Raw genomic sequence first — 19,005 nt, 5'->3', positions numbered from 1 at the left:
CCTGATCCTGTGCCGCGGCGCCCCGTTTGTGGCGATGGGGCACAGGATGATGCGTCAGCGCCGCCGTGTGCGCCGCCGCGCCGGCTCCTCGGCACCATGGGCCGGCGCCGAACCAGCGAAGGCGATCGGCCCCAGCAGCGCCTCGACCTCGGCCAGCGTCGGCACGGTCGCCGGCACATGGCTGTCCAGCGCGTCGCGCATCGCCCGGACATGCTCGGCCGTGGTGCCGCAGCAGCCGCCGATGATGTGCGCGCCGGCATCGCGGGCCAGCTTCGCATAGGTCGCCATGATCTCGGGCGAGCCGGAATAGCGGATGGCACCCTCGACATATTCCGGCACGCCGCAATTGCCCTTGGCGACGATGATGTCGTCCCCGTCGCGCACGTTGCGGAACGCGAGGATGGTGTGCAGGAGCTGGGACGGGCCGATCCCGCAATTGGCGCCGAAGCCGATCGGCCGGACCGGCAGCACATGGGCGGCACCCAGCGCCGCTTCGGGCGTCAGCCCCATCATGGTCCGGCCGTTGGTGTCGAAGCTCATCGTGCTGACGATCGGCAGCCCGGCCCTGGCCGCACCCTCGACCGCCGCGGCCAGTTCCTCGCGCGCCGAGATCGTCTCGATCCAGAGCACGTCGGCTCCCCCCTCGGCCAGGGCCACCGCCTGCTCGGCGAACGCCTCCACCCCTTCCTCATGGGACAGCACGCCGACCGGCTGGAAGATCTCGCCGGTGGGGCCGATCGAGCCGCAGACCAGGACCTTGCGGGGTGCGGCGTCCGCGACCTCGCGGGCGATCCGGGCGGCCGCCCGGTTCAGCTCGGCCACCCGGCCCTGCGCCTGGTGCAGCTTCAGCCGGTGGCGGTTGCCGCCGAAACTGTTGGTGAGCACGAGGTCGGAGCCGGCATCGACGAAGTCCTGGTGGACCTTCCTGACCCGCTCGGGATGGTCGAGGTTCCAGAATTCCGGGCTGTCGCCGGACATCAACCCTTGTGCGAACAGGTTGGTGCCCATCGCGCCGTCGGCGAGCAGGACGGACTTCTCGGCGAGGAGATCGGCAAGGGGATGGGACATCGGGAACCTGACCAACGGAGAGGCCGGTGCTGGGCCGGCCGGGATGGGAGAAGGCCGCTAGCCCCCGGACCGGCCGATCGCCACCCGGCCGCGGCGGCGCGGGCGCTGGTCGGCCCAGGAGGTGATGCCGCGCGCCCGGCGCCGCTCCCGCAGGCGCTGCACGATCTCGAGGCGCTGCGCGTTGCTGGCACTGCCCCAGACCGCGATCTCGCCCCCAGTGCGCAGGCAGCCCTCGCACAGGCCGGTGTCCGGATCGAGCCGGCAGACGCCGACGCAGGGCGTGGGGATCTCTGGCAGCACGCGGCAACTCACCCGATTCATATAACGCTATCTTTATATGGTCGGCAAGCGCGGCGATGCCATTGCCGGGACGACGGCCGCTTGCGCGACAGCGGCAAGCAGCCCTGCAAGCGGCACCGGCGGTCAGCTCAGCGGGATCATCACGTGGCTGCGAAAGCAGGCCCGTGCCTTGAGCCGTTCGTGCCAAGCCTGCAGCGAAGGGAGGGCCGGCCGCTCGATCGGCAGGTGCAGGTAGCGGTTGACGGCGGCACCCAGCGGGATGTCGCCCATCGAAAGATCGTCCCCGGCGATGAAGGCCCGCTCCCGCAGATGGGCGTCCAGCAGGGCCAGCACCTCGTGCAGCCGGGCAGCGGCGGCCTGGAGGGCCGCCTGGTCGCGCTGTGCCTCGGGCGTGCGGATCAGGCCCAGGAACAAGGGGCTCAGGCTCGGCTGGACGGTGGTCTGCTGCCAGTCCATCCACTGGTCGGCCAGCACCCGGCGCGCGGGATCGGGGTCCCAGAGCAGCCCCTGCCCCCAGCGTGCCGCGAGATAGCGGACGATCGCGTTGCTTTCCCAGACCACCGTGCCCCGGTCCTCGATCACCGGGACCAGGCCGTTCGGGTTCTTCTCCCGGTAGGCCGCGTCCAGGCCGCCGAACGGGCCGCCCACGTCCAGCCGCTCGTGGGCCAGGCCCAGTTCCGCTACCGCCCACATCACCTTCTGGACGTTGAGCGAGTTCTTCCGCCCCCAGATCCTGATCATGGCCACCTTTCCTGCCGTGCCGCCGCTGCGCCGACTCTAGGCCAGCCGGCGCCGCCCGCCCAGCTTGGCCCAGCACCGTATGAAGGCCAGGAGGGCAATCTCCTCTTGCGTGCCAGGCGCCGGGGACTCTTCTTGCGCGTTGCACACGGCAGGGTTCGTGCACGGGCAGGTTGCGACGGCGGGTGGCATGCGGATGAGCAAGCGGGCGGCCGGTACTGCGGTCGAGGATGGGCGCGCCGGCGGGCTGCTGCACCGCGCCGGCCTGTTCCTGCAGGGCGTGCTGGGCCTGGCGGAGCCGGCCGACGTGCAGGGGCGGATCCGGCTGCACACCCTCTCGCTCACCCGCTGGGTCGCGGTGGTGGGCCAGCTCTTCACCGTCCTGTTCATCCACTACTCGCTGGGCATCCCGCTGCCGCTCGAATGGCTGGCGCCCGCGATCGTCCTTTCCGCCCTGATCAACCTGGCGCTGATGGTGACGCTGCGCGCGGCCACCCGGCTGCCCGAGCGCCTGGCGCTCTGGCTGTTCGCCTACGACATCGTGCAACTGGGCTACCTGCTGGCGCTGACCGGCGGCCTGCGCAACCCGTTCGGGACCCTGCTCACCGTGCCGCTGATGCTGGGCGCGGCCACGCTGGGCCTGGGCTCCACCGTGCTGCTCAGCCTGCTCGCGGTGGCGACCATCACCTTCCTGGCGCTGGTGCCGGGCCCGCTGCCCTGGTTCGACGGCGGCCTGCCGCTGCCCGGCCTCTACGTGGCGGCGGTGTGGGCGGCACTCAGCATGGCGGCGATCCTGATCGCCGCCTATGCCTGGCGGGTCGCGGAGGAGACCCGGCGGATGACGGACGCCCTGGGGGCCGCCCAGATGGCCCTGGCGCGCGAGCAGGAGATGTCGGCGCTGGGCGCGCTGGCGACCGCGGCGGCGCACGAGCTGGGCTCGCCGCTGGCGACCATCCTGATCACCGCCAAGGAGATGCTGAACGAGCTGGACGACGACGATCCCCTGCGCGCGGAGGCGCAGGTGATGCTCGACCAGGCGCTGCGCTGCCGGACGATCCTTGCGGCCATCGGGCGCCGGCGCGACCATGACGAGCATGCGCCGTTCGTACGCGCGCCCCTTTCCAGCGTCCTGCGCGAGATCGCGGAACTTTATGCGCGACCATTGGTCACCCTAGAGGTGACCAGCCGGATCGCAGACGGGCAAGAGGAACCTACCTTGATGCCCACACCAGAGTTCCGGCACGCACTCGGCAACATTCTGAACAACGGGCTCGAATTCGCACGGAGCAAGCTGCAAGTCGTCGTGGAGAAGGACAGCCGTGAGGTTCGGGTGGTGATCAGGGACGATGGGCCGGGCTTCGCCCCGGAAGTTCTGGAGTGGCTGGGCGAACCCTATCTTTCCACCCGGAGGGACAATGGCGGGCTGGGCCTGGGCGTGTTCATCGCCACCACGCTTCTTGCACGCACTGGCGCCGCCTTGCATGTTGAGAACGCAAGCGATGGAGCAGTGGTCACGCTGCGCTGGCCAAGCGAGGCCTGGCGACGCTCCTTCGGGGAGAACTTGGGATGATGGATCGGCCGAGCGGCGGCCTTCGGGTAGCGTCATCCGGGATGGTGGAGATGGAATCGGGCGAGGAACCGGCACTGCTCCTGGTCGACGACGACGCGCCCTTGCGGCGGTCGCTGCAGCGTGCCCTGGAGCGGCGCGGGTTCCGGGTGTTTCCGGGCGAGAGCTACAAGGAAGGCCTGAACCTCATCCACTCGCTCAAGCTCCAGTACGCGGTGATCGACCTCCGGCTGGAGGACGGCAGCGGCATCGATCTCGTTCGCCGTCTGCGCGAGATCCATCCCAAGGCCCGGGTGGTGATCCTGACCGGCTACGGCAACATCGCGACCGCGGTGGCAGCGGTGAAGGCCGGGGCGATCGACTATCTGGCCAAGCCGGTCGATGCGGACGAGGTGATCGCCGCCCTGCTGGCGACCGGTGCCGCCCTGCCGCCGCCGCCGCAGAACCCGATGTCGGCGGACCGCGTCCGCTGGGAACATATTCAGAGGGTGTTCGAGCAGTGCAACCGCAATGTCTCGGAAACGGCGCGCCGGCTGAACATGCACCGCCGCACCCTGCAGCGTATCCTGAACAAGAGGGCACCCAAGGAGTGACCTCGATCCGATCGCAACCATATCCCGCCTGCACGCAAGCGGCGGGGCGCGCCTCGGGAGGCCGCTGACCATGCTGGGCGACACGAGCGAGCGGATCCGCAACGAGCACGACCCCAAGCCCCTGCTCCTGGTCGAGGACGACGCACCCTTGCGCCGCAACCTGGTCCGCGCCCTGGAGAAGGCCGGCTTCCTGGTCTCGGCAGTCGGCACGCTGCGCGAGGCGCACGAGCAGGCGGCCGACCATCCGCCCGAGTTCGCCGTGCTCGACCTGAACCTGAGCGATGGCCACGGCATGGAGCTGGTGCACACGCTGCTGGAGCTGCGCCCGAGCACCCGCGTGGTGATCCTGACCGGCTATGACAGCATCGCCAGCTCGCTGGTGGCGCTCAAGGCGGGGGCGGTCGACTATCTGGCCAAGCCCGCCAGCGCCGACCAGGTCGTCGCGGCCCTGCTCGGCAGCGAGCCCGGCCGGGTCGGCGACAGCACCGAGATCCCGATGTCGGCCGACCGGGTGCGCTGGGAGCACATCCAGCGCGTGTTCGAGCAGTGCGGCCGCAACGTCTCGGAGACCGCCCGCCGGCTGGAGATGCACCGCCGTACGCTCCAGCGGATCCTGAGCAAGCGTGCGCCCAAGAGTTGAGCCGCTCGCGGCTGACCACGGCCCGCGCACCAGCCGCCCGATCCTGCGCAGCGTGTGACACGGTAGGCTGACTGCTGCCTGGCGCTCGAGCCTCCGCCGCTGGTCGTCGCCGGCCGCGGCCCTCTGACCAACCGTGGGGGCTCCCAGGCGACGGCCCCCCGGCGGACGTGGCAGCATGCGTCTTCCAGCAAGACGTCCCAGCCCGGCTACTCCCGCGAGCCGGCCACGGCCCGCCGCCTCCGGATCGCCCGACGCCACCCCGGGCAGTCATTCCGCCGGCCTTCAGCCTCGCGTCGCCCATGCCCTTTGGACCGGCAGACCGACCGGCAGTTCCCGACGCTCGGCTGATGCCGGGGCATCCCGTCCGCTGGACGCCCGGCACCGCCGATCCCTGGCGATCCCGGAGCAATAGCGCCCGCCGAGCGGCCTCAACCGCCTCGGAGCCATGCCCGACGGCCATCCCGGCCTGGCTGCCCTTGGGTCAGTTGCGGCCGGACAGGGTCTCGAACAGGACGATCGAGCCGCGCGGCTGGCCCTCGCCCAAGGGCGAGAGGGCGACGGCCAGGGCCTGAGCGGTGCGGACCCGGCCAGGGCTGACATAGGTGGCGCTGAAGCTGCCGCGCTGGCTCACCCCGCTGGCCAGGTGGAGCCACATCTCCTTCAGGTTCGGCGCGCGCAGGATCATGACGTTGTCGAGGCGCTGGCCGATCGTGGCCTTGGGGTCCAGGTTCAGCCAGGTGACCAGGGCGCGGTTGACTTGGCGGATCTGCCGCTCGGCGTTCAGGATCACGGTCGGGAGCGGGCAGGTCTCCATGACCTTGAGCAGGTCCTGGTTGTTGCCGGCCACCATCAGCCGGTCCAGGTCCCGGTGCAGCGCCTGGGTGCGCAGCTGGGCATGGACCAGCGAGAAGGTGCGCAGCGTCGAGGCGAGGTTGGTGCGCTCGGGCGCGGCACTGGCCACCTCGTTGACCAGGGCCGAGAGGCGGATGCGCCGCTGGGCGGACACGTCCTTCAGGTAGGCCCAGAAATCGGGCTCCAGCTTGATCGAGGTACGCACCTCACCGATGCGCATGGTCTTGCGGATCATCGCTGTCTGTGCGGGAGTAGCGGACGTTACAGACATACTATGGTACTCGCGACGCTAAATGAATGCGGTTGAGAGCGATATAGCGGCCAGATAGGTTAGCCTTCGGTTAAGCGGTTTCAGGAAAAATTCGTGCCGGTTCCGATCAAGGGGCGGAAGGGTCTGGCGTGTGGCCCGGCCGGCACGGCCGAACGAGGTGGGGATAGCGGGTGACTGATCTGCAGCGTGACGCGGACGGTGTCGTCGGCCTGGATGATGCCGGCCTGGCTGGCCCGGGCCCTGCCGACGACGGCATCGATACCGGCACGCTGTTCGCCCAGGCCGATCCCGGGGTGACGGAGGGTGCCGGCGCGGCCGGCGGGGCTGGCGAGGACGTGCCCGTCGAGCCCGCCCGCACCGGTGCCGCGGCCGAGGCGGCCGCCGCCGAGGATGATGCCCCAGCCATGACCGAGGCGGTGGATCAGGAGAGTGCGAGCGCTCCCCCTTCGGGCCAGGCCAAGCCGGGTGGCGATCCCGCCGCGCCCGGGGCGCAGCCGCCCTCCTCCGGCGCCGACGCCGCCGCGGTCGCCGCTGCCGCAGTAGGCGGCGAGGTCGTCACCGTGCCGGTGCCCGAGCCCGGCGAGCGCCGGACCTTCCTGGTCCAGGCGGGCCAGCGCTACGCCCTTCCCGACGACGGCTTCGACCCACAGACCGCCACCTATGCCCCGGACGGGCAGGACCTGGTGATCACGCTGGCCGATGGCGGCGTGCTCGTGCTGGTCGACTTCTTCGCGCCTAGGGCCCAGGGCGAGGCGGCACCGGCCATCTCGGTGCTCCACGGCCCGTTCGTCGCCGCCGACACCCTGATGGCGAGCTCCCAGCAGCTCGCCAACATCGAGCCGGCGGCGGGCGAGGAGGGCGGCGGCCCCCAGCCGACCGGGCCGGCCGATGCCGGTGGCGGGATCTTCACCTTCTACGGTCCAGAGGGCATTGGGCCCGGTGCCGAGGCCACGGGGCCGCTCGGCCCGACTGCGCTGACCTTCGGCTTTCGTGAGATCGAACCACGGGGGGCGCTGACCGGCGTGGCGGCCTCGGATCCGGAGGCGCCCCCGCCGGCACCGCCGCCGCCCTCGCCTCCGCCGCCCTCGCCCCCACCCCCGTCGCCGCCGGTCTCACCGCCGCCTTCGCCCCCGCCCTCGCTGCCCCCGTCGCCGCCACCGCCGGTGGAGGAGAACCAGGCGCCGACCCTGTCGGTGCGCCCCCTGCTGATCGGCCGGATCGCCGAGCTGTCGGACGGCATCAAGCTGTCGACCGGTGACGCGCTGGGCGAGTTCCGGGAGGGGCAGGCGTTCGACTTCGCTGACTATCTCGGCATCGACCCGGCGAACCTCACGCTGGACGTGGATCGCACCGTCACCATCGTCTTCAAGGACGAGGTGTCGCAGTTCCAGAACAGCCTGGGCGTCTACTTCATCGGCGCCGATGGCAGCTTCCAGGACGTCCGCGTCGCCTTCCCGCAGGTCAACAGCGACGTCTTCGACCCGGACCAGCCCAAGCTGCAGGACGGTAAGGGCCCGCTGACCCCCGGCCAGTCGAGCTTTGCGCTGGGCACCGTGCCGGCGGGCACCCAGATCGGCTTCTTCCTGGTGCAGAAGGGCTTCACCCTCAATCCCGACCTGTTCGAGAGCGGCCGGCTGGAGTTCCGCAACCCCGTCACCGGGCAGGCCGCCAAGATCGGCGACGGCCAGCCGCCCGTGCTGGTGCACATCGCCGAGAACGGCACCGAGACGGTCGTCCAGGGCCTCGTGTTCCACACCGCCGACGCAGACCCCACCACGCCGGAGAACCTGCTGAACCCGTTCGGCCGGACCCAGGTCGTGTCCGGCCTGACCGGCGAGGAAGGCGACCTGACCATCAGCTTCGAGGACCAGACCCCGGCCAACCGGGGCGCGGACTTCGACTTCAACGACAACACCTTCCAGGTGCATTTCGGCCCGACCTACCGCGAAAGCGCATCGGGCACCGATGTCGGCAACGAGGCGAGCATCACCGACGACAGCGCCATGGCCAGCGGTGCTAGGGTGCGGATCGAGGCCGGCCAGCGGGGCGGCGACCGGCTCGGCATCGCCGAGGGTGCCGATGCCAATGGTGACGGAGTGATCGACGGCACCTCGATCAGCTACGTGCAGGACGGCAGCAACCAGATCCGCTTCATCGGCCTGGACAGCTTCGAGAACTACCACCTGGCGCTGAACGCGGTGCGCTACGTCAACACCAGCGGCACGGTGGGGGCGGGGACCCGTGAGTTCTCGTTCACCGTGACCGACGAGGAGGGCCTGACCAGCCAGCCGGCGGTGATGCAGGTCGTGCTGGAGAACACGCTGATCCGGGGCAGCGATGACGCCGACGTGCTGAACGGGACCAACCAGGACGACCTGATCAGCGGCCGCGGCGGCGACGACCGGATGTTCGGCGGGGCCGGCAACGACGTGCTGGACGGCGGCCAGGGCAACGACCTCATCGCCGGCGGGGCCGGCGACGACCTCCTGAACGGCGGGCCCGGCCAGGACGCGCTCTATGGCGGGGCCGGCGCCGACCTGTTCCGGATCGGCAGCCTGACCGAGCGGCTCGACACGATCCACGACTTCAACGCCGAGGAAGGCGACCGGCTGCTGCTGGGCGACCTCCTGCAGGGCAGCGGCTACAACCCTGCCCAGGCCGGCAAGTGGGTGCAGTTCCAGACGGCCGACCTGGACGGTGTCGGCGGCCGGAACGACGTGCAGGTCCGGGTCGACCTGGACGGCGATGGCGGCGCCCGCAGTTCCACCGCGATCTTCCACCTGCTCAACCCGACCGGCATCGTGGAGCAGATCGAGGCCGGCACACTCGACATCGACAAGATCGTGGCGACCCGCCGGCCGGACACAGGAGTCGGATAGCGGCCATGCCGGCCCCGATGGCGGCGCCCGATCGCCGCCGGGGCCGGACTTTTCGGGAACGACTTGTCACGCTGCACGGTGCGGTGCGGATTGCCGCTCGCGCCACGTCGGCCTAGAAGGGCGCCGGCTTCCGGCCGACGGACAGAGTGCAACGAGGGAAGAGTTCCGGAATGGCGCGCAAGAAGATCGCACTCATCGGTGCGGGGCAGATCGGCGGCACGCTCGCCCTGCTCGCCGCGCAGAAGGAGTTGGGCGACGTCGTCCTGTTCGACATCGCCGAAGGCGTGCCGGCCGGCAAGGCGCTGGACCTGGCGCAGAGCGGCCCCGTCGAGGGCTATAACGCGGCTCTGTCCGGCAGCAACGACTATGCGGCGATCGCCGGCTCCGACGTGGTGATCGTCACCGCCGGCATCCCGCGCAAGCCCGGCATGAGCCGTGACGACCTGATCGCCATCAATGCCGGCGTGATCAAGCAGGTCGGCGAGGCGATCAAGACCCACTGCCCGGACGCCTTCGTCATCGTCATCACCAACCCGCTCGATGCGATGGTCTGGGTGATGCAGAAGGTTTCCGGCCTGGCCCCGCAGAAGGTGGTGGGCATGGCCGGCGTGCTGGACAGCGCGCGCTTCCGCCACTTCCTGGCCGAGGAGTTCCGGGTCTCGCCCGAGGACGTCACCGCCTTCGTGCTGGGCGGCCACGGCGACACCATGGTCCCGCTGGTCCGCTATTCCACAGTGGGCGGCATCCCGCTGCCCGACCTGGTGAAGCTCGGCTGGACCACCCAGGAGAAGCTCGACGCGATCGTCCAGCGCACCCGCGACGGCGGTGCCGAGATCGTGGGCCTGCTCAAGACCGGCTCGGCCTTCTACGCTCCCGCCGCCTCGGCGATCCAGATGGCCGAGAGCTATCTGAAGGACCAGCGCCGCCTCCTGCCCTGCGCTGCCCATCTGACGGGCGAATACGGCGTGGACGATCTATATGTCGGCGTGCCGGTCATCATCGGCGCCAACGGCGTCGAGAAGGTCGTCGAGATCGAACTGGACGCCGAGGAGAAGGCGCAGTTCGACAAGAGCGTGGACGCGGTGAAGAAGCTCTGCGCGGCCGTCAAGCTCTGAAGGACGAGCGATGAACATCCACGAATACCAGGCCAAGCAGCTCCTGGCCGAGTACGGCGTGACCGTGCTGAAGGGCAAGGTCGCCTATACCGCCACCGAGGCGGAGAGCGCCGCGCGTGAACTCGGCGGCCCGGTCTGGGTCGTCAAGGCGCAGATCCATGCCGGCGGCCGCGGCAAGGGCGGCGGCGTCAAGCTCGCCAAGTCGATCGACGAGGTGAAGCAGCTCGCCAAGACCATGCTCGGCATGACCCTGGTGACCCACCAGACCGGCCCGGCCGGCCGGGTGGTCAAGCGCGTCTATATCGAGGACGGCTGCAGGATCGCCCGCGAGCTCTACCTGAGCGCCATCGTCGACCGCGCCACCTCGCGCATCGTGATCATGGCGTCCACCGAGGGCGGCGTGGAGATCGAGGAGGTCGCCGCGCACTCGCCCGAAAAGATCCTGATGGTCGCGATCGACCCGGCCACCGGCTTCCAGCCCTTCCACGGCCGGCAGATCGCCTTCAGCCTGGGCCTGAAGGGCAAGGAAGTCTCCAAGGCCGTGGCCTTCATGCGCGGCATCTACGACTGCATGGTCCAGAAGGACGCGAGCCAGGTCGAGATCAACCCGCTGGTGGTGACCGAGGGCGGCGATCTCGTGGCGCTGGACGCCAAGATGAACTTCGACAGCAACGCGCTCTACCGCCAGGCCAAGGTGCTGGAACTGCGCGACCTGGACGAGGAGGACCCGCAGGAGATCGAGGCCTCCAAGCACGAGCTGAACTACATCAAGCTCGACGGCAATATCGCCTGCATGGTCAACGGCGCCGGCCTCGCCATGGCGACCATGGACATCATCAAGCTGTTCGGCGGCGAGCCGGCCAACTTCCTGGACGTGGGCGGCGGTGCCACCAAGGAGCGGGTCACGGCGGCCTTCAAGCTGCTGCTGTCCGACCCCAACGTCGAGGGCGTACTGGTCAACATCTTCGGCGGAATCATGCGCTGCGACGTGATCGCGGAGGGCGTGGTCGCCGCGGCGCGCGAGGTGAACCTCACCGTGCCGCTGGTCGTGCGCCTGGAAGGCACCAACGTCGATCTCGGCAAGAAGATCCTCGCCGAATCCGGCCTGCCCATCACCCCTGCCGACGATCTGGCCGACGCCGCACAGAAGATCGTCAATGCCGTGCGGAGCACCCACTGATGCCGGTCCTGGTCAATTCCAACACCAAGGTGATCTGTCAGGGCTTCACCGGCGCGCAGGGCACCTTCCATTCCGAGCAGGCGATCGCCTACGGCACGCAGATGGTCGGCGGCGTAACCCCGGGTAAGGGCGGCGAGACCCATCTGGGCCTGCCGGTGTTCGACACGGTGCGCGAAGCCCGGGAGAAGACCGGCTGCGACGCCTCGGTGATCTACGTCCCCGCCCCCTTCGCGGCGGACGCGATCCTGGAGGCGATCGACGCCGAGGTGCCGCTGGTGGTCTGCATCACCGAGGGCATCCCGGTGATGGACATGGTCAAGGTCAAGCGGGCGCTCGCCGGCTCCCGCTCGCGCCTGATCGGCCCGAACTGCCCGGGCGTGATCACGCCTGGCCAGTGCAAGATCGGCATCATGCCCGGCCACATCCACATGCCGGGCAAGATCGGTATTGTATCCCGCTCCGGCACGCTCACCTATGAGGCGGTAGCCCAGACCACCGCTGCCGGGCTCGGCCAGACCTCTTGCGTCGGCATTGGTGGCGATCCGGTCAAGGGCACCGAGTTCATCGACGTCCTGGAGATGTTCATCCAGGACGACGCGACCGAGGGCGTCATCATGATCGGCGAGATCGGCGGCAGTGCCGAGGAGGACGCGGCCGAGTACTGGAAGCAGTCCGGCTGCACCAAGCCGATCGTCGGCTTCATCGCGGGGCGGACCGCACCGCCCGGCCGGCGGATGGGCCATGCCGGCGCCATCATCTCCGGCGGCAAGGGCGACGCCGAGAGCAAGCTCGAGGCCATGCGTGCCGCCGGGATCACGATTGCCGACCATCCGGCGGCACTCGGTCAGGCCATGCTCGCTGCGATGGGCGGCAAGGCTTAAACGGCTTGTCAACCTCTGGACGGTAGGAACAGGAACGGGCAGGAGGCGGAAGCGGCCGCTTCCTGCGGTTTCCCGGGGAACGGAAGATGGCGAAGCGTCAGGAACTCGAGCAGACCTCGTTCCTGTATGGCGGGAACGGGTCGTTCATCGAGGAGCTGTACGGGCGGTACCTGACCGATCCGACCTCGATCGATCCGTCCTGGCGCGGCTATTTCGACGATCTGGGTGCCGAGACCTCGGCGCTGTACCGGCAGGCCAAGGCCGCCCTGGCGCCACGGGCCGCAGCACCCAGAGCCTATGGCGTGCCCGCCAACCTCGACCATCCTTCCCTGGACGATCCCGCCACCCGGGCGCTGATCCACGATCATCTGCGCGTGATCATGCTGATCCGCGCCTACCGGGTGCGTGGCCATCTCCAGGCCGATCTCGACCCGCTGGGTCTCAGCCGTCGGGCCCAGCATGCCGAGCTCGACCCCAAGACCTACGGCTTCACCGAGGCGGATCTCGACCGCACCTTCTTCCTGGGCATGGTGCTGGGCCGCGAGCAGGCGACCCTGCGCGAGATCCTGGAGATCCTGCGCCGCACCTATGCCGGCAAGATCGGCATCGAGTTCCTCCATATCCAGGATCCCGAGCAGAAGGCCTGGATCCAGGAGCGGGTCGAGGCACCCGGCGGCATCCTGGACGCTTCTCCGGTCGACCGGCGCGAGCTGCTGGAGCAGCTCACCGTCGCCGAGGGCTTCGAGCAGTTCCTCCACGTCAAGTTCCCGGGCACCAAGCGCTTCGGCCTGGACGGCGGCGAAGCGACCATCCCGGCGCTCGAGACGATCATCCGCACCTCGGCCGAGCTGGGCGTGGAGGAGATCGTGCTGGGCATGCCGCATCGCGGCCGGCTGAACGTGCTCGCCAACGTGATGGGCAAGCCCTACACGGCGATCTTCTCCGAGTTCCAGGGCCAGCCGGCGATCGACGAGGTGCTGGGCTCGGGCGACGTCAAGTACCATCTCGGCACCTCCACCGACCGTTTGTTCGAGGAAGGCAGGTCGGTGCACCTGTCGCTCACCCCGAACCCGTCGCACCTGGAGGCGGTCGATCCGGTGGTGATCGGCAAGGTGCGCGCCAAGCAGCGGCTGATCGGCGACACCGAGCGCTCGCGGGTCATGGGCATCCTGATGCATGGCGACGCTGCGTTCGCCGGCCAGGGCGTGGTCCATGAATGCCTGGAGATGTCCGAGCTCAAGGGCTTTAGGACCGGCGGCACCATCCACCTGATCATCAACAATCAGATCGGCTTCACCACCAGCCCGGCCTATGCCCGGACCTCGCCCTATCCCTCGGACGCGGCCCGCGGCATCCAGGCGCCGATCTTCCACGTCAACGGCGACGATCCGGTGGCGGTCTGCCAGGTGGCGCACCTGGCCGCCGAGTTCCGGCAGAAGTTCAAGAAGGACGTGGTGATCGACCTGTGGTGCTACCGGCGCCACGGCCACAACGAGGGCGACGAGCCGGCCTTCACCCAGCCGCTCATGTACCGCAGCATCGCCACCCATCCGACCACCAGGCAGATCTTCGCCAGGCGACTGGAAGAGGAGCAGGTCGTGGGCGCCGACGAGGCGCAGGCGATCCTGGAGACCTTCCAGAAGCAGCTCGACGGGGCGCACGAGGCGGCCAGGACCTACAAGTCCAACAAGGCCGACTGGCTGGAAGGCGCCTGGAAGGGCCTGCGCAAGGCGCCGGAAGCCTATGAGCGCGGCAAGACCGGCGTGCCGGTGGAGCGCCTGCGCGATCTCGGCCTGCGCTTCACCGCCCTGCCCGAGACGCTCAACATCCATCCCCGCCTGAACCGGGTGATCGGCGCCCGGCGCAAGGCGATCGAGAGCGGCCACGGCATCGACTGGGCGACCGCGGAGCATCTGGCGTTCGCCTCGCTGCTGGTCGAGGGCTTCCCGGTCCGGCTGTCCGGCCAGGATGTCGGCCGCGGCACGTTCAGCCAGCGCCATGCCACGATCTACGACCAGACCAGCGAGGATCGCTATGTGCCGCTGGACAATCTCCAGCCGGACCAGGCGCGGTTCGAGGTGGTCGACAGCTTCCTGTCCGAGGAAGGCGTGCTCGGCTTCGAGTATGGCTACTCGATGTCCGACCCGAACTGCCTGACCCTGTGGGAAGCGCAGTTCGGCGACTTCGCCAACGGTGCCCAGGTCTATTTCGACCAGTTCATCGCTTCCGCGGAAAGCAAGTGGCTGCGCATGTCCGGCCTGACCGTGATGCTGCCGCACGGCATGGAGGGCCAGGGGCCAGAGCACAGCTCGGCGCGCCTGGAGCGCTTCCTGCAGCTGTTCGCCGAGGACAACATGCAGGTGGTCAACGTGACCACGCCGGCCAACCATTTCCATGTGCTGCGCCGCCAGCTCTGCCGCGACTTCCGCAAGCCGCTCATCCTGATGGGGCCGAAGTCGCTGCTGCGCCACAAGCGCTGCGTCAGCACGCTGGAGGACATGGGCCAGAACACGACCTTCCACCGAGTCATGTACGACCGCCCGCCATCCGAGGTCGACCAGGCCGTCGAGCGGGTGATCCTGTGCTCGGGCAAGGTGTATTACGACCTGGAAGCGCAGCGCGAGGAACTGCACCTGACCGATAAGGTCGCCCTGGTGCGCCTGGAGCAGCTGGCGCCGTTCCCGGAGGACGCGGTGCTGCGCGAGCTCAGCCGCTACCCGACGAGCGCCAAGTTCGTCTGGTGCCAGGAAGAGTCGCGCAACATGGGTGCCTGGTTCTTCGTGATGCCCAGGATCGAGAACCTGATGGAAAGCCTGGGCGTGCCGCAGCGGCGCTTGGCCTATGCCGGCCGCAAGCCGTCCGCCTCGCCGGCGACCGGCTCGCTGTCGCAGCACGAGCGCGAGCAGAAGGCCCTGGTGTCCGAAGCGCTGCTCGGCTGAGGTGTCGCGGACAGCGCGGATGATGCCCGCGGGTCCCGGGCGCGCAGGCCCGGCCCGCGATATCGGTTGGTGGGGACGAGAGGGAATGCGATGAGCGTCGAGATCCGGGTGCCGAAGCTCGGCGAATCCGTGAGTGAGGCCACGGTCGCGAAGTGGCTGAAGAAGGTCGGCGACAGCGTGGCGGTGGACGAGCCGCTGGTCGAGCTGGAGACCGACAAGGTCAACCTCGAGGTCCCCTCCCCGGTAGCCGGCGTCATCGCCGAGATCAGTGCTGCCGAAGGAACCGATGTCGCGGTGGACGCGCTGCTGGGCTCGATCGACGAAGGTGCCTCCGCCGGCAACGGCCAGGCGGCGGCACCGGTGATCGAGGCCAAGCAGCCGGCCCCTCAGGAGGGTGCGGCCGGCGGGATCGCCAAGCCGGCAACGCCGGTGGAAAGCCCGACCGCCCATGCGGCGGGCGGTGGCGCCGACCAGGCCGGCCCGGCCGCGCGCAAGCTCGCTGGCGAGGCGGGCATCGACCTCGCGAGCGTGCCCGGCACCGGCCCCAAGGGCAACGTCACCAAGGCCGACGTGCAGAAGGCGGCGGCCGCACCCGCCCCTGCCGCCCAGGCCCCCGCTCCCCAGCCATCCGCCGCTCCGGCGCCGGCCGCCCAGGCGCCTGCAGCACCGGTGCAGCGTTCCGCGCGCGAGGAGCGGGTCCGCATGACCCGGCTGCGCAAGCGGATCGCCGAGCGCCTGAAGGAGGCGCAGAACACCGCCGCCATGCTCACGACCTTCAACGAGGTCGACATGAGCGCGGTCATGGCCCTGCGCTCGAAGTACCAGGAGAACTTCCAGAAGAAGCACGGCATCAAGCTGGGCTTCATGTCGTTCTTCGTGAAGGCGGTGATCGACGCGCTGAAGGCCTATCCTTCGGTCAACGCCGAGATCGACGGCGACGAGGTCGTCTACAAGCACTACTACGACATCGGCGTGGCGGTCTCGACCGAGCAGGGCCTGGTGGTGCCGGTGCTGCGCGACGCGGATGCCGCCTCGCTCGCCGACATCGAGAAGAAGATCGCCGACCTCGGCAAGCGCGCCCGCGACGGCAAGCTCAGCATGGAGGACCTGAACGGCGGCACCTTCACGATCACCAATGGCGGCATCTTCGGCTCGCTGATGAGCACGCCGATCCTGAACCCGCCGCAGGTCGGCATCCTGGGCATGCACAAGATCCAGGAGCGGCCCATGGTCCTGCCGGGCAGCCGGATCGAGGCCCGGCCGATGATGTACACGGCACTCAGCTACGACCACCGGATCATCGACGGCCGCGAGGCGGTGAGCTTCCTGGTCCGGGTCAAGGAGACCATCGAGGACCCGCAGCGCCTGCTGATCGAGGCGTGAGCCGGCAGGGGCCGCGGCCGGCCCTGCCGCCACCGATGGCGGCAGGGCAGCGCGCTGCGGCCCGGCGACGGGTGCCACAACCCATCCAACGTGCAGTGTAATCGGGCCGGCCCCTCGCTTGGGGCTGCGGGAGGGACAGGATGAGCGAGCCGTACGACGTCGTGGTGGTGGGCGGCGGGCCCGGCGGCTATGTCGGCGCGATCAAGGCGGCCCAGCTCGGCATGAAGGTCGCCTGCGTGGAAAAGCGCGGCCGGCTGGGCGGCACCTGCCTGAACATCGGCTGCATCCCCTCCAAGGCGCTCCTGCACACCTCGCACCTCTACGAGGAGGCGCGGACTCATTTCGAGAAGGTCGGCATCCGCGCCAAGGGCGTCGAACTCGATCTCGGCGCCATGCTCGACAACAAGGACGACGTCGTCGAGAACCTGACCAAGGGCATCGAGGGCCTCTTCAAGAAGAACAAGGTCGACTACATCCAGGGCAATGCCCGCCTCACCGGCGCCAATGCCATGGAGGTGGCGCTGAATGCCGGCGGCAGCCAGCAGGTCACGGCCAAGAACATCATCCTCGCCACCGGCTCCGACGTCATGCCCCTGCCGGGCGTGACCATCGACGAGGAGCGGATCGTCTCCTCGACCGGTGCCCTCGACCTGGACAAGGTGCCCGAGCACCTGGTCGTGATCGGCGGCGGCTATATCGGCCTCGAGCTGGGCACGGTCTGGCGGCGCCTGGGTGCCAAGGTCACCGTGGTCGAGTTCCTGGACCGGATCACCCCCGGCATGGACGGCGAGGTGAGCAAGACCTTCCAGCGCCTGCTGGCCCGGCAGGGCATGACCTTCAAGCTCGGCACCAAGGTGACCGGCGTGGACAGCTCCGGTGACCTGCTCAAGGTCCAGGTCGAGCCGGCCAAGGGCGGCGAGCCCGAGGTGATCGAGTGCGACGTGGTGCTCGTCTCGATCGGCCGGCGGCCCTACACCGAGGGCCTGGGCCTGGAGGCGGCCGGCGTGGCCCTGGATGAGCGGCAGCGCATCTCCACCCAGGACGACTTCAGCACCAATGTGCCGGGCATCTATGCGATCGGCGACGTGATTCGCGGGCCGATGCTGGCGCACAAGGCCGAGGAGGAAGGCGTGGCGCTGGCCGAGATCCTGGCCGGGCAGAAGCCGCACATCGACTACAACCTGATCCCGGGCGTCGTGTACACCGACCCCGAGGTGGCGGCGCTCGGCCAGACCGAGGAGCAGCTCAAGGCCGCCGGGGTCGAGTACAAGGTCGGCAAGTTCTCGATGATGGCCAACTCGCGCGGCCGCGCCGTCGGCAAGACCGACGGCTTCGTCAAGCTCCTGACCGAGGCCGGCACCGACAAGATCCTGGGCTGTCACATGATCGCGGCCGATGCCGGCACCATGATCAACGAGGTCACGGTCGCCATGGAGTTCGGCGCCAGCGCCGAGGACCTGGCCCGCACCAGCCATCCGCACCCGACCCTGGAAGAGGCGATCAAGGAGGCGGCGCTCGCCGCGTTTGCCAAGCCGATCCACATGTGACAATCCGGCTCATCTGCCGTCCCGGGAGGGAAACGGGTTGCGCGTCCTGATCCTGATCGTCTGCCTGCTCCTGGCCATCCCGGCCCTGGCGGCACCCAGCCCGGTGGGCGTCTGGCGCCTGGACCAGGCGTCGCTCGAGCAGGCCCTCGACCGACTGATCGAAAGCCTGTTGCAGGCGGTGCCCGAGGAGGAGCGGGACGAGGCCCGCGCCAGCATGGTCGGGCAGCGTGACGCAATGCGCGACGAGATGGCCTCCAGCCTCGCTGCCACCTTCGACTTCCGCGCGGACGGCAAGGTGGTCATCACCGATCCCGACGAGGACGCGCCCGACCAGGGCACTTGGCGGATGGAAGGCGACCGGCTCCATGTGGAGGACGATGATCCGAACAGCCCGGACCTGACCGGCGAAGTGCAGGAGGACCGGATCACGCTGGGCTTCGAGGTCGACCGGAACGACCCGCACCAGGCGGCACTGGCCGACATGACCCTCGTGCTGGTGCCGGCCCGGTGATCATCCGCCGGCTCCGCCGCCTGCCCCTCCCTGCCCTGCTCCTGGCGACCTGCATCGGGCTCGCGGCGACCTCGGCCCGCGCCGAGGCCTCGCTGCTGGGCACCTGGGTGCTGGACGAGGCGGCGCTGCGTGCGGATGTGGATGCGGTGGTCGCCGAGCAGTTCCAGACCCTGCCGACCGACGCCCGCGCCCAGGCCGAGCAGGCGATGCGCGCGGAGGTCGACCGGATCGTCCAGACCGCCGCCGGGACGATCCAGTTCCGGGCGGACGGCACCGCGACCTCGGTCAGCGCCGCCGGCCTCAGCGAATGGGTATGGACCTCGAACGACGGGGTGGTCCGCCTGGAGAAGAAGGAGGCGCTGGTCAGCGACGTGCCGCTGCTCGGCACGATCGTGAACGACGCGCTCTACCTGGAGCCGGACGTGGCCGGCGAGCCGGGCCTGCCGCTGCCGCTCAAGCGCGCCCCCAGCGCTCCGGGTGACGACCGCGGCTGACCGCGCTGCGTCTCACGCCAGCTCGTTTCCCTGATCCTTCGTCCCAA

16 protein-coding genes are annotated in these 19,005 nt (G+C 69.5%); 12 read left to right on the top strand and 4 right to left on the bottom strand.

What is annotated here, in order from left to right:
• Nucleotides 1-54: 54 nt before the first annotated feature.
• The 3 genes from bmt to HLA95_RS13685 form a co-directional block, all read right to left on the bottom strand.
• On the bottom strand, nt 55-1,068 hold the full coding sequence (gene bmt / locus HLA95_RS13695) for a betaine--homocysteine S-methyltransferase (protein WP_191061117.1): 1,014 nt from the start codon (nt 1,066-1,068) through the stop codon (nt 55-57).
• Between the two features lie 57 nt (nt 1,069-1,125).
• The gene (locus HLA95_RS13690; RefSeq protein WP_200840892.1) at nt 1,126-1,368 is read right to left on the bottom strand and encodes a DUF1289 domain-containing protein; all 243 of its coding nucleotides are present in this window, start codon (nt 1,366-1,368) and stop codon (nt 1,126-1,128) included.
• 123 nt (nt 1,369-1,491) lie between these two features.
• A complete protein-coding gene (locus HLA95_RS13685; RefSeq protein ID WP_191062240.1) occupies nt 1,492-2,109 on the bottom strand; it encodes a glutathione S-transferase family protein in 618 nt (205 codons plus the stop codon).
• Nucleotides 2,110-2,302: 193 nt separating this feature from the next.
• On the opposite strand from HLA95_RS13685, the gene HLA95_RS13680 reads away from it, so the two are divergent.
• The 3 genes from HLA95_RS13680 (at nt 2,303) to HLA95_RS13670 (ending at nt 4,906) form a co-directional block, all read left to right on the top strand.
• On the top strand, nt 2,303-3,676 hold the full coding sequence (locus tag HLA95_RS13680) for an ActS/PrrB/RegB family redox-sensitive histidine kinase (protein ID WP_222183633.1): 1,374 nt from the start codon (nt 2,303-2,305) through the stop codon (nt 3,674-3,676).
• Nucleotides 3,677-3,717: 41 nt separating this feature from the next.
• The gene (locus tag HLA95_RS13675) at nt 3,718-4,266 is read left to right on the top strand and encodes an ActR/PrrA/RegA family redox response regulator transcription factor (protein WP_223861683.1); all 549 of its coding nucleotides are present in this window, start codon (nt 3,718-3,720) and stop codon (nt 4,264-4,266) included.
• 70 nt (nt 4,267-4,336) lie between these two features.
• A complete protein-coding gene (locus HLA95_RS13670; RefSeq protein WP_191061417.1) occupies nt 4,337-4,906 on the top strand; it encodes a response regulator in 570 nt (189 codons plus the stop codon).
• Nucleotides 4,907-5,387: 481 nt separating this feature from the next.
• Here the strand turns inward: HLA95_RS13670 and HLA95_RS13665 are convergent, their stop codons facing one another.
• Nucleotides 5,388-5,993: a ribbon-helix-helix domain-containing protein gene (locus HLA95_RS13665; protein ID WP_191061418.1), complete on the bottom strand. Its 606-nt coding sequence runs from the start codon at nt 5,991-5,993 to the stop codon at nt 5,388-5,390.
• Between the two features lie 206 nt (nt 5,994-6,199).
• Between HLA95_RS13665 and HLA95_RS13660 the strand changes: the two genes are divergently transcribed.
• The 9 genes from HLA95_RS13660 (at nt 6,200) to HLA95_RS13620 (ending at nt 18,958) form a co-directional block, all read left to right on the top strand.
• Nucleotides 6,200-8,908 carry a type I secretion C-terminal target domain-containing protein gene (locus HLA95_RS13660; protein ID WP_222183632.1) on the top strand — a complete coding sequence of 903 codons (2,709 nt, stop codon included), beginning with the start codon at nt 6,200-6,202 and terminating at the stop codon, nt 8,906-8,908.
• A 170-nt stretch (nt 8,909-9,078) separates the two neighbouring features.
• Complete coding sequence (gene mdh, locus HLA95_RS13655) at nt 9,079-10,023, top strand: malate dehydrogenase (RefSeq protein ID WP_191059577.1); 945 nt, start codon at nt 9,079-9,081, stop codon at nt 10,021-10,023.
• Nucleotides 10,024-10,033: 10 nt separating this feature from the next.
• Nucleotides 10,034-11,203, top strand: coding sequence for an ADP-forming succinate--CoA ligase subunit beta (sucC, locus tag HLA95_RS13650; protein ID WP_191059578.1), 1,170 nt, complete (start codon nt 10,034-10,036; stop codon nt 11,201-11,203).
• Nucleotides 11,203-12,084, top strand: coding sequence for a succinate--CoA ligase subunit alpha (sucD, locus tag HLA95_RS13645; protein WP_191059579.1), 882 nt, complete (start codon nt 11,203-11,205; stop codon nt 12,082-12,084). The genes sucC and sucD overlap by 1 nt, the downstream gene beginning before the upstream one ends.
• Before the next feature lie 86 nt (nt 12,085-12,170).
• Complete coding sequence (locus HLA95_RS13640) at nt 12,171-15,023, top strand: 2-oxoglutarate dehydrogenase E1 component (RefSeq protein ID WP_191059580.1); 2,853 nt, start codon at nt 12,171-12,173, stop codon at nt 15,021-15,023.
• 90 nt (nt 15,024-15,113) lie between these two features.
• Nucleotides 15,114-16,406 (top strand): 2-oxoglutarate dehydrogenase complex dihydrolipoyllysine-residue succinyltransferase, encoded by a 1,293-nt coding sequence (gene odhB / locus HLA95_RS13635; protein WP_222183631.1) that lies wholly within the window; start codon nt 15,114-15,116, stop codon nt 16,404-16,406.
• 140 nt (nt 16,407-16,546) lie between these two features.
• Nucleotides 16,547-17,953, top strand: coding sequence for a dihydrolipoyl dehydrogenase (gene lpdA, locus HLA95_RS13630; RefSeq protein WP_191061447.1), 1,407 nt, complete (start codon nt 16,547-16,549; stop codon nt 17,951-17,953).
• Between the two features lie 37 nt (nt 17,954-17,990).
• Nucleotides 17,991-18,464 carry a hypothetical protein gene (locus HLA95_RS13625; RefSeq protein ID WP_191061448.1) on the top strand — a complete coding sequence of 158 codons (474 nt, stop codon included), beginning with the start codon at nt 17,991-17,993 and terminating at the stop codon, nt 18,462-18,464.
• Nucleotides 18,461-18,958 (top strand): hypothetical protein, encoded by a 498-nt coding sequence (locus HLA95_RS13620; protein ID WP_222183630.1) that lies wholly within the window; start codon nt 18,461-18,463, stop codon nt 18,956-18,958. The genes HLA95_RS13625 and HLA95_RS13620 overlap by 4 nt, the downstream gene beginning before the upstream one ends.
• Nucleotides 18,959-19,005 lie beyond the last annotated feature (47 nt).

The sequence above is a fragment of the Geminicoccus harenae genome, from assembly GCF_019800005.1.
Lineage (GTDB): Bacteria > Pseudomonadota > Alphaproteobacteria > Geminicoccales > Geminicoccaceae > Geminicoccus > Geminicoccus harenae.
Note: the sequence above shows the minus strand (reverse complement) of the source record. Positions and strands in the feature narration are given on the sequence as shown.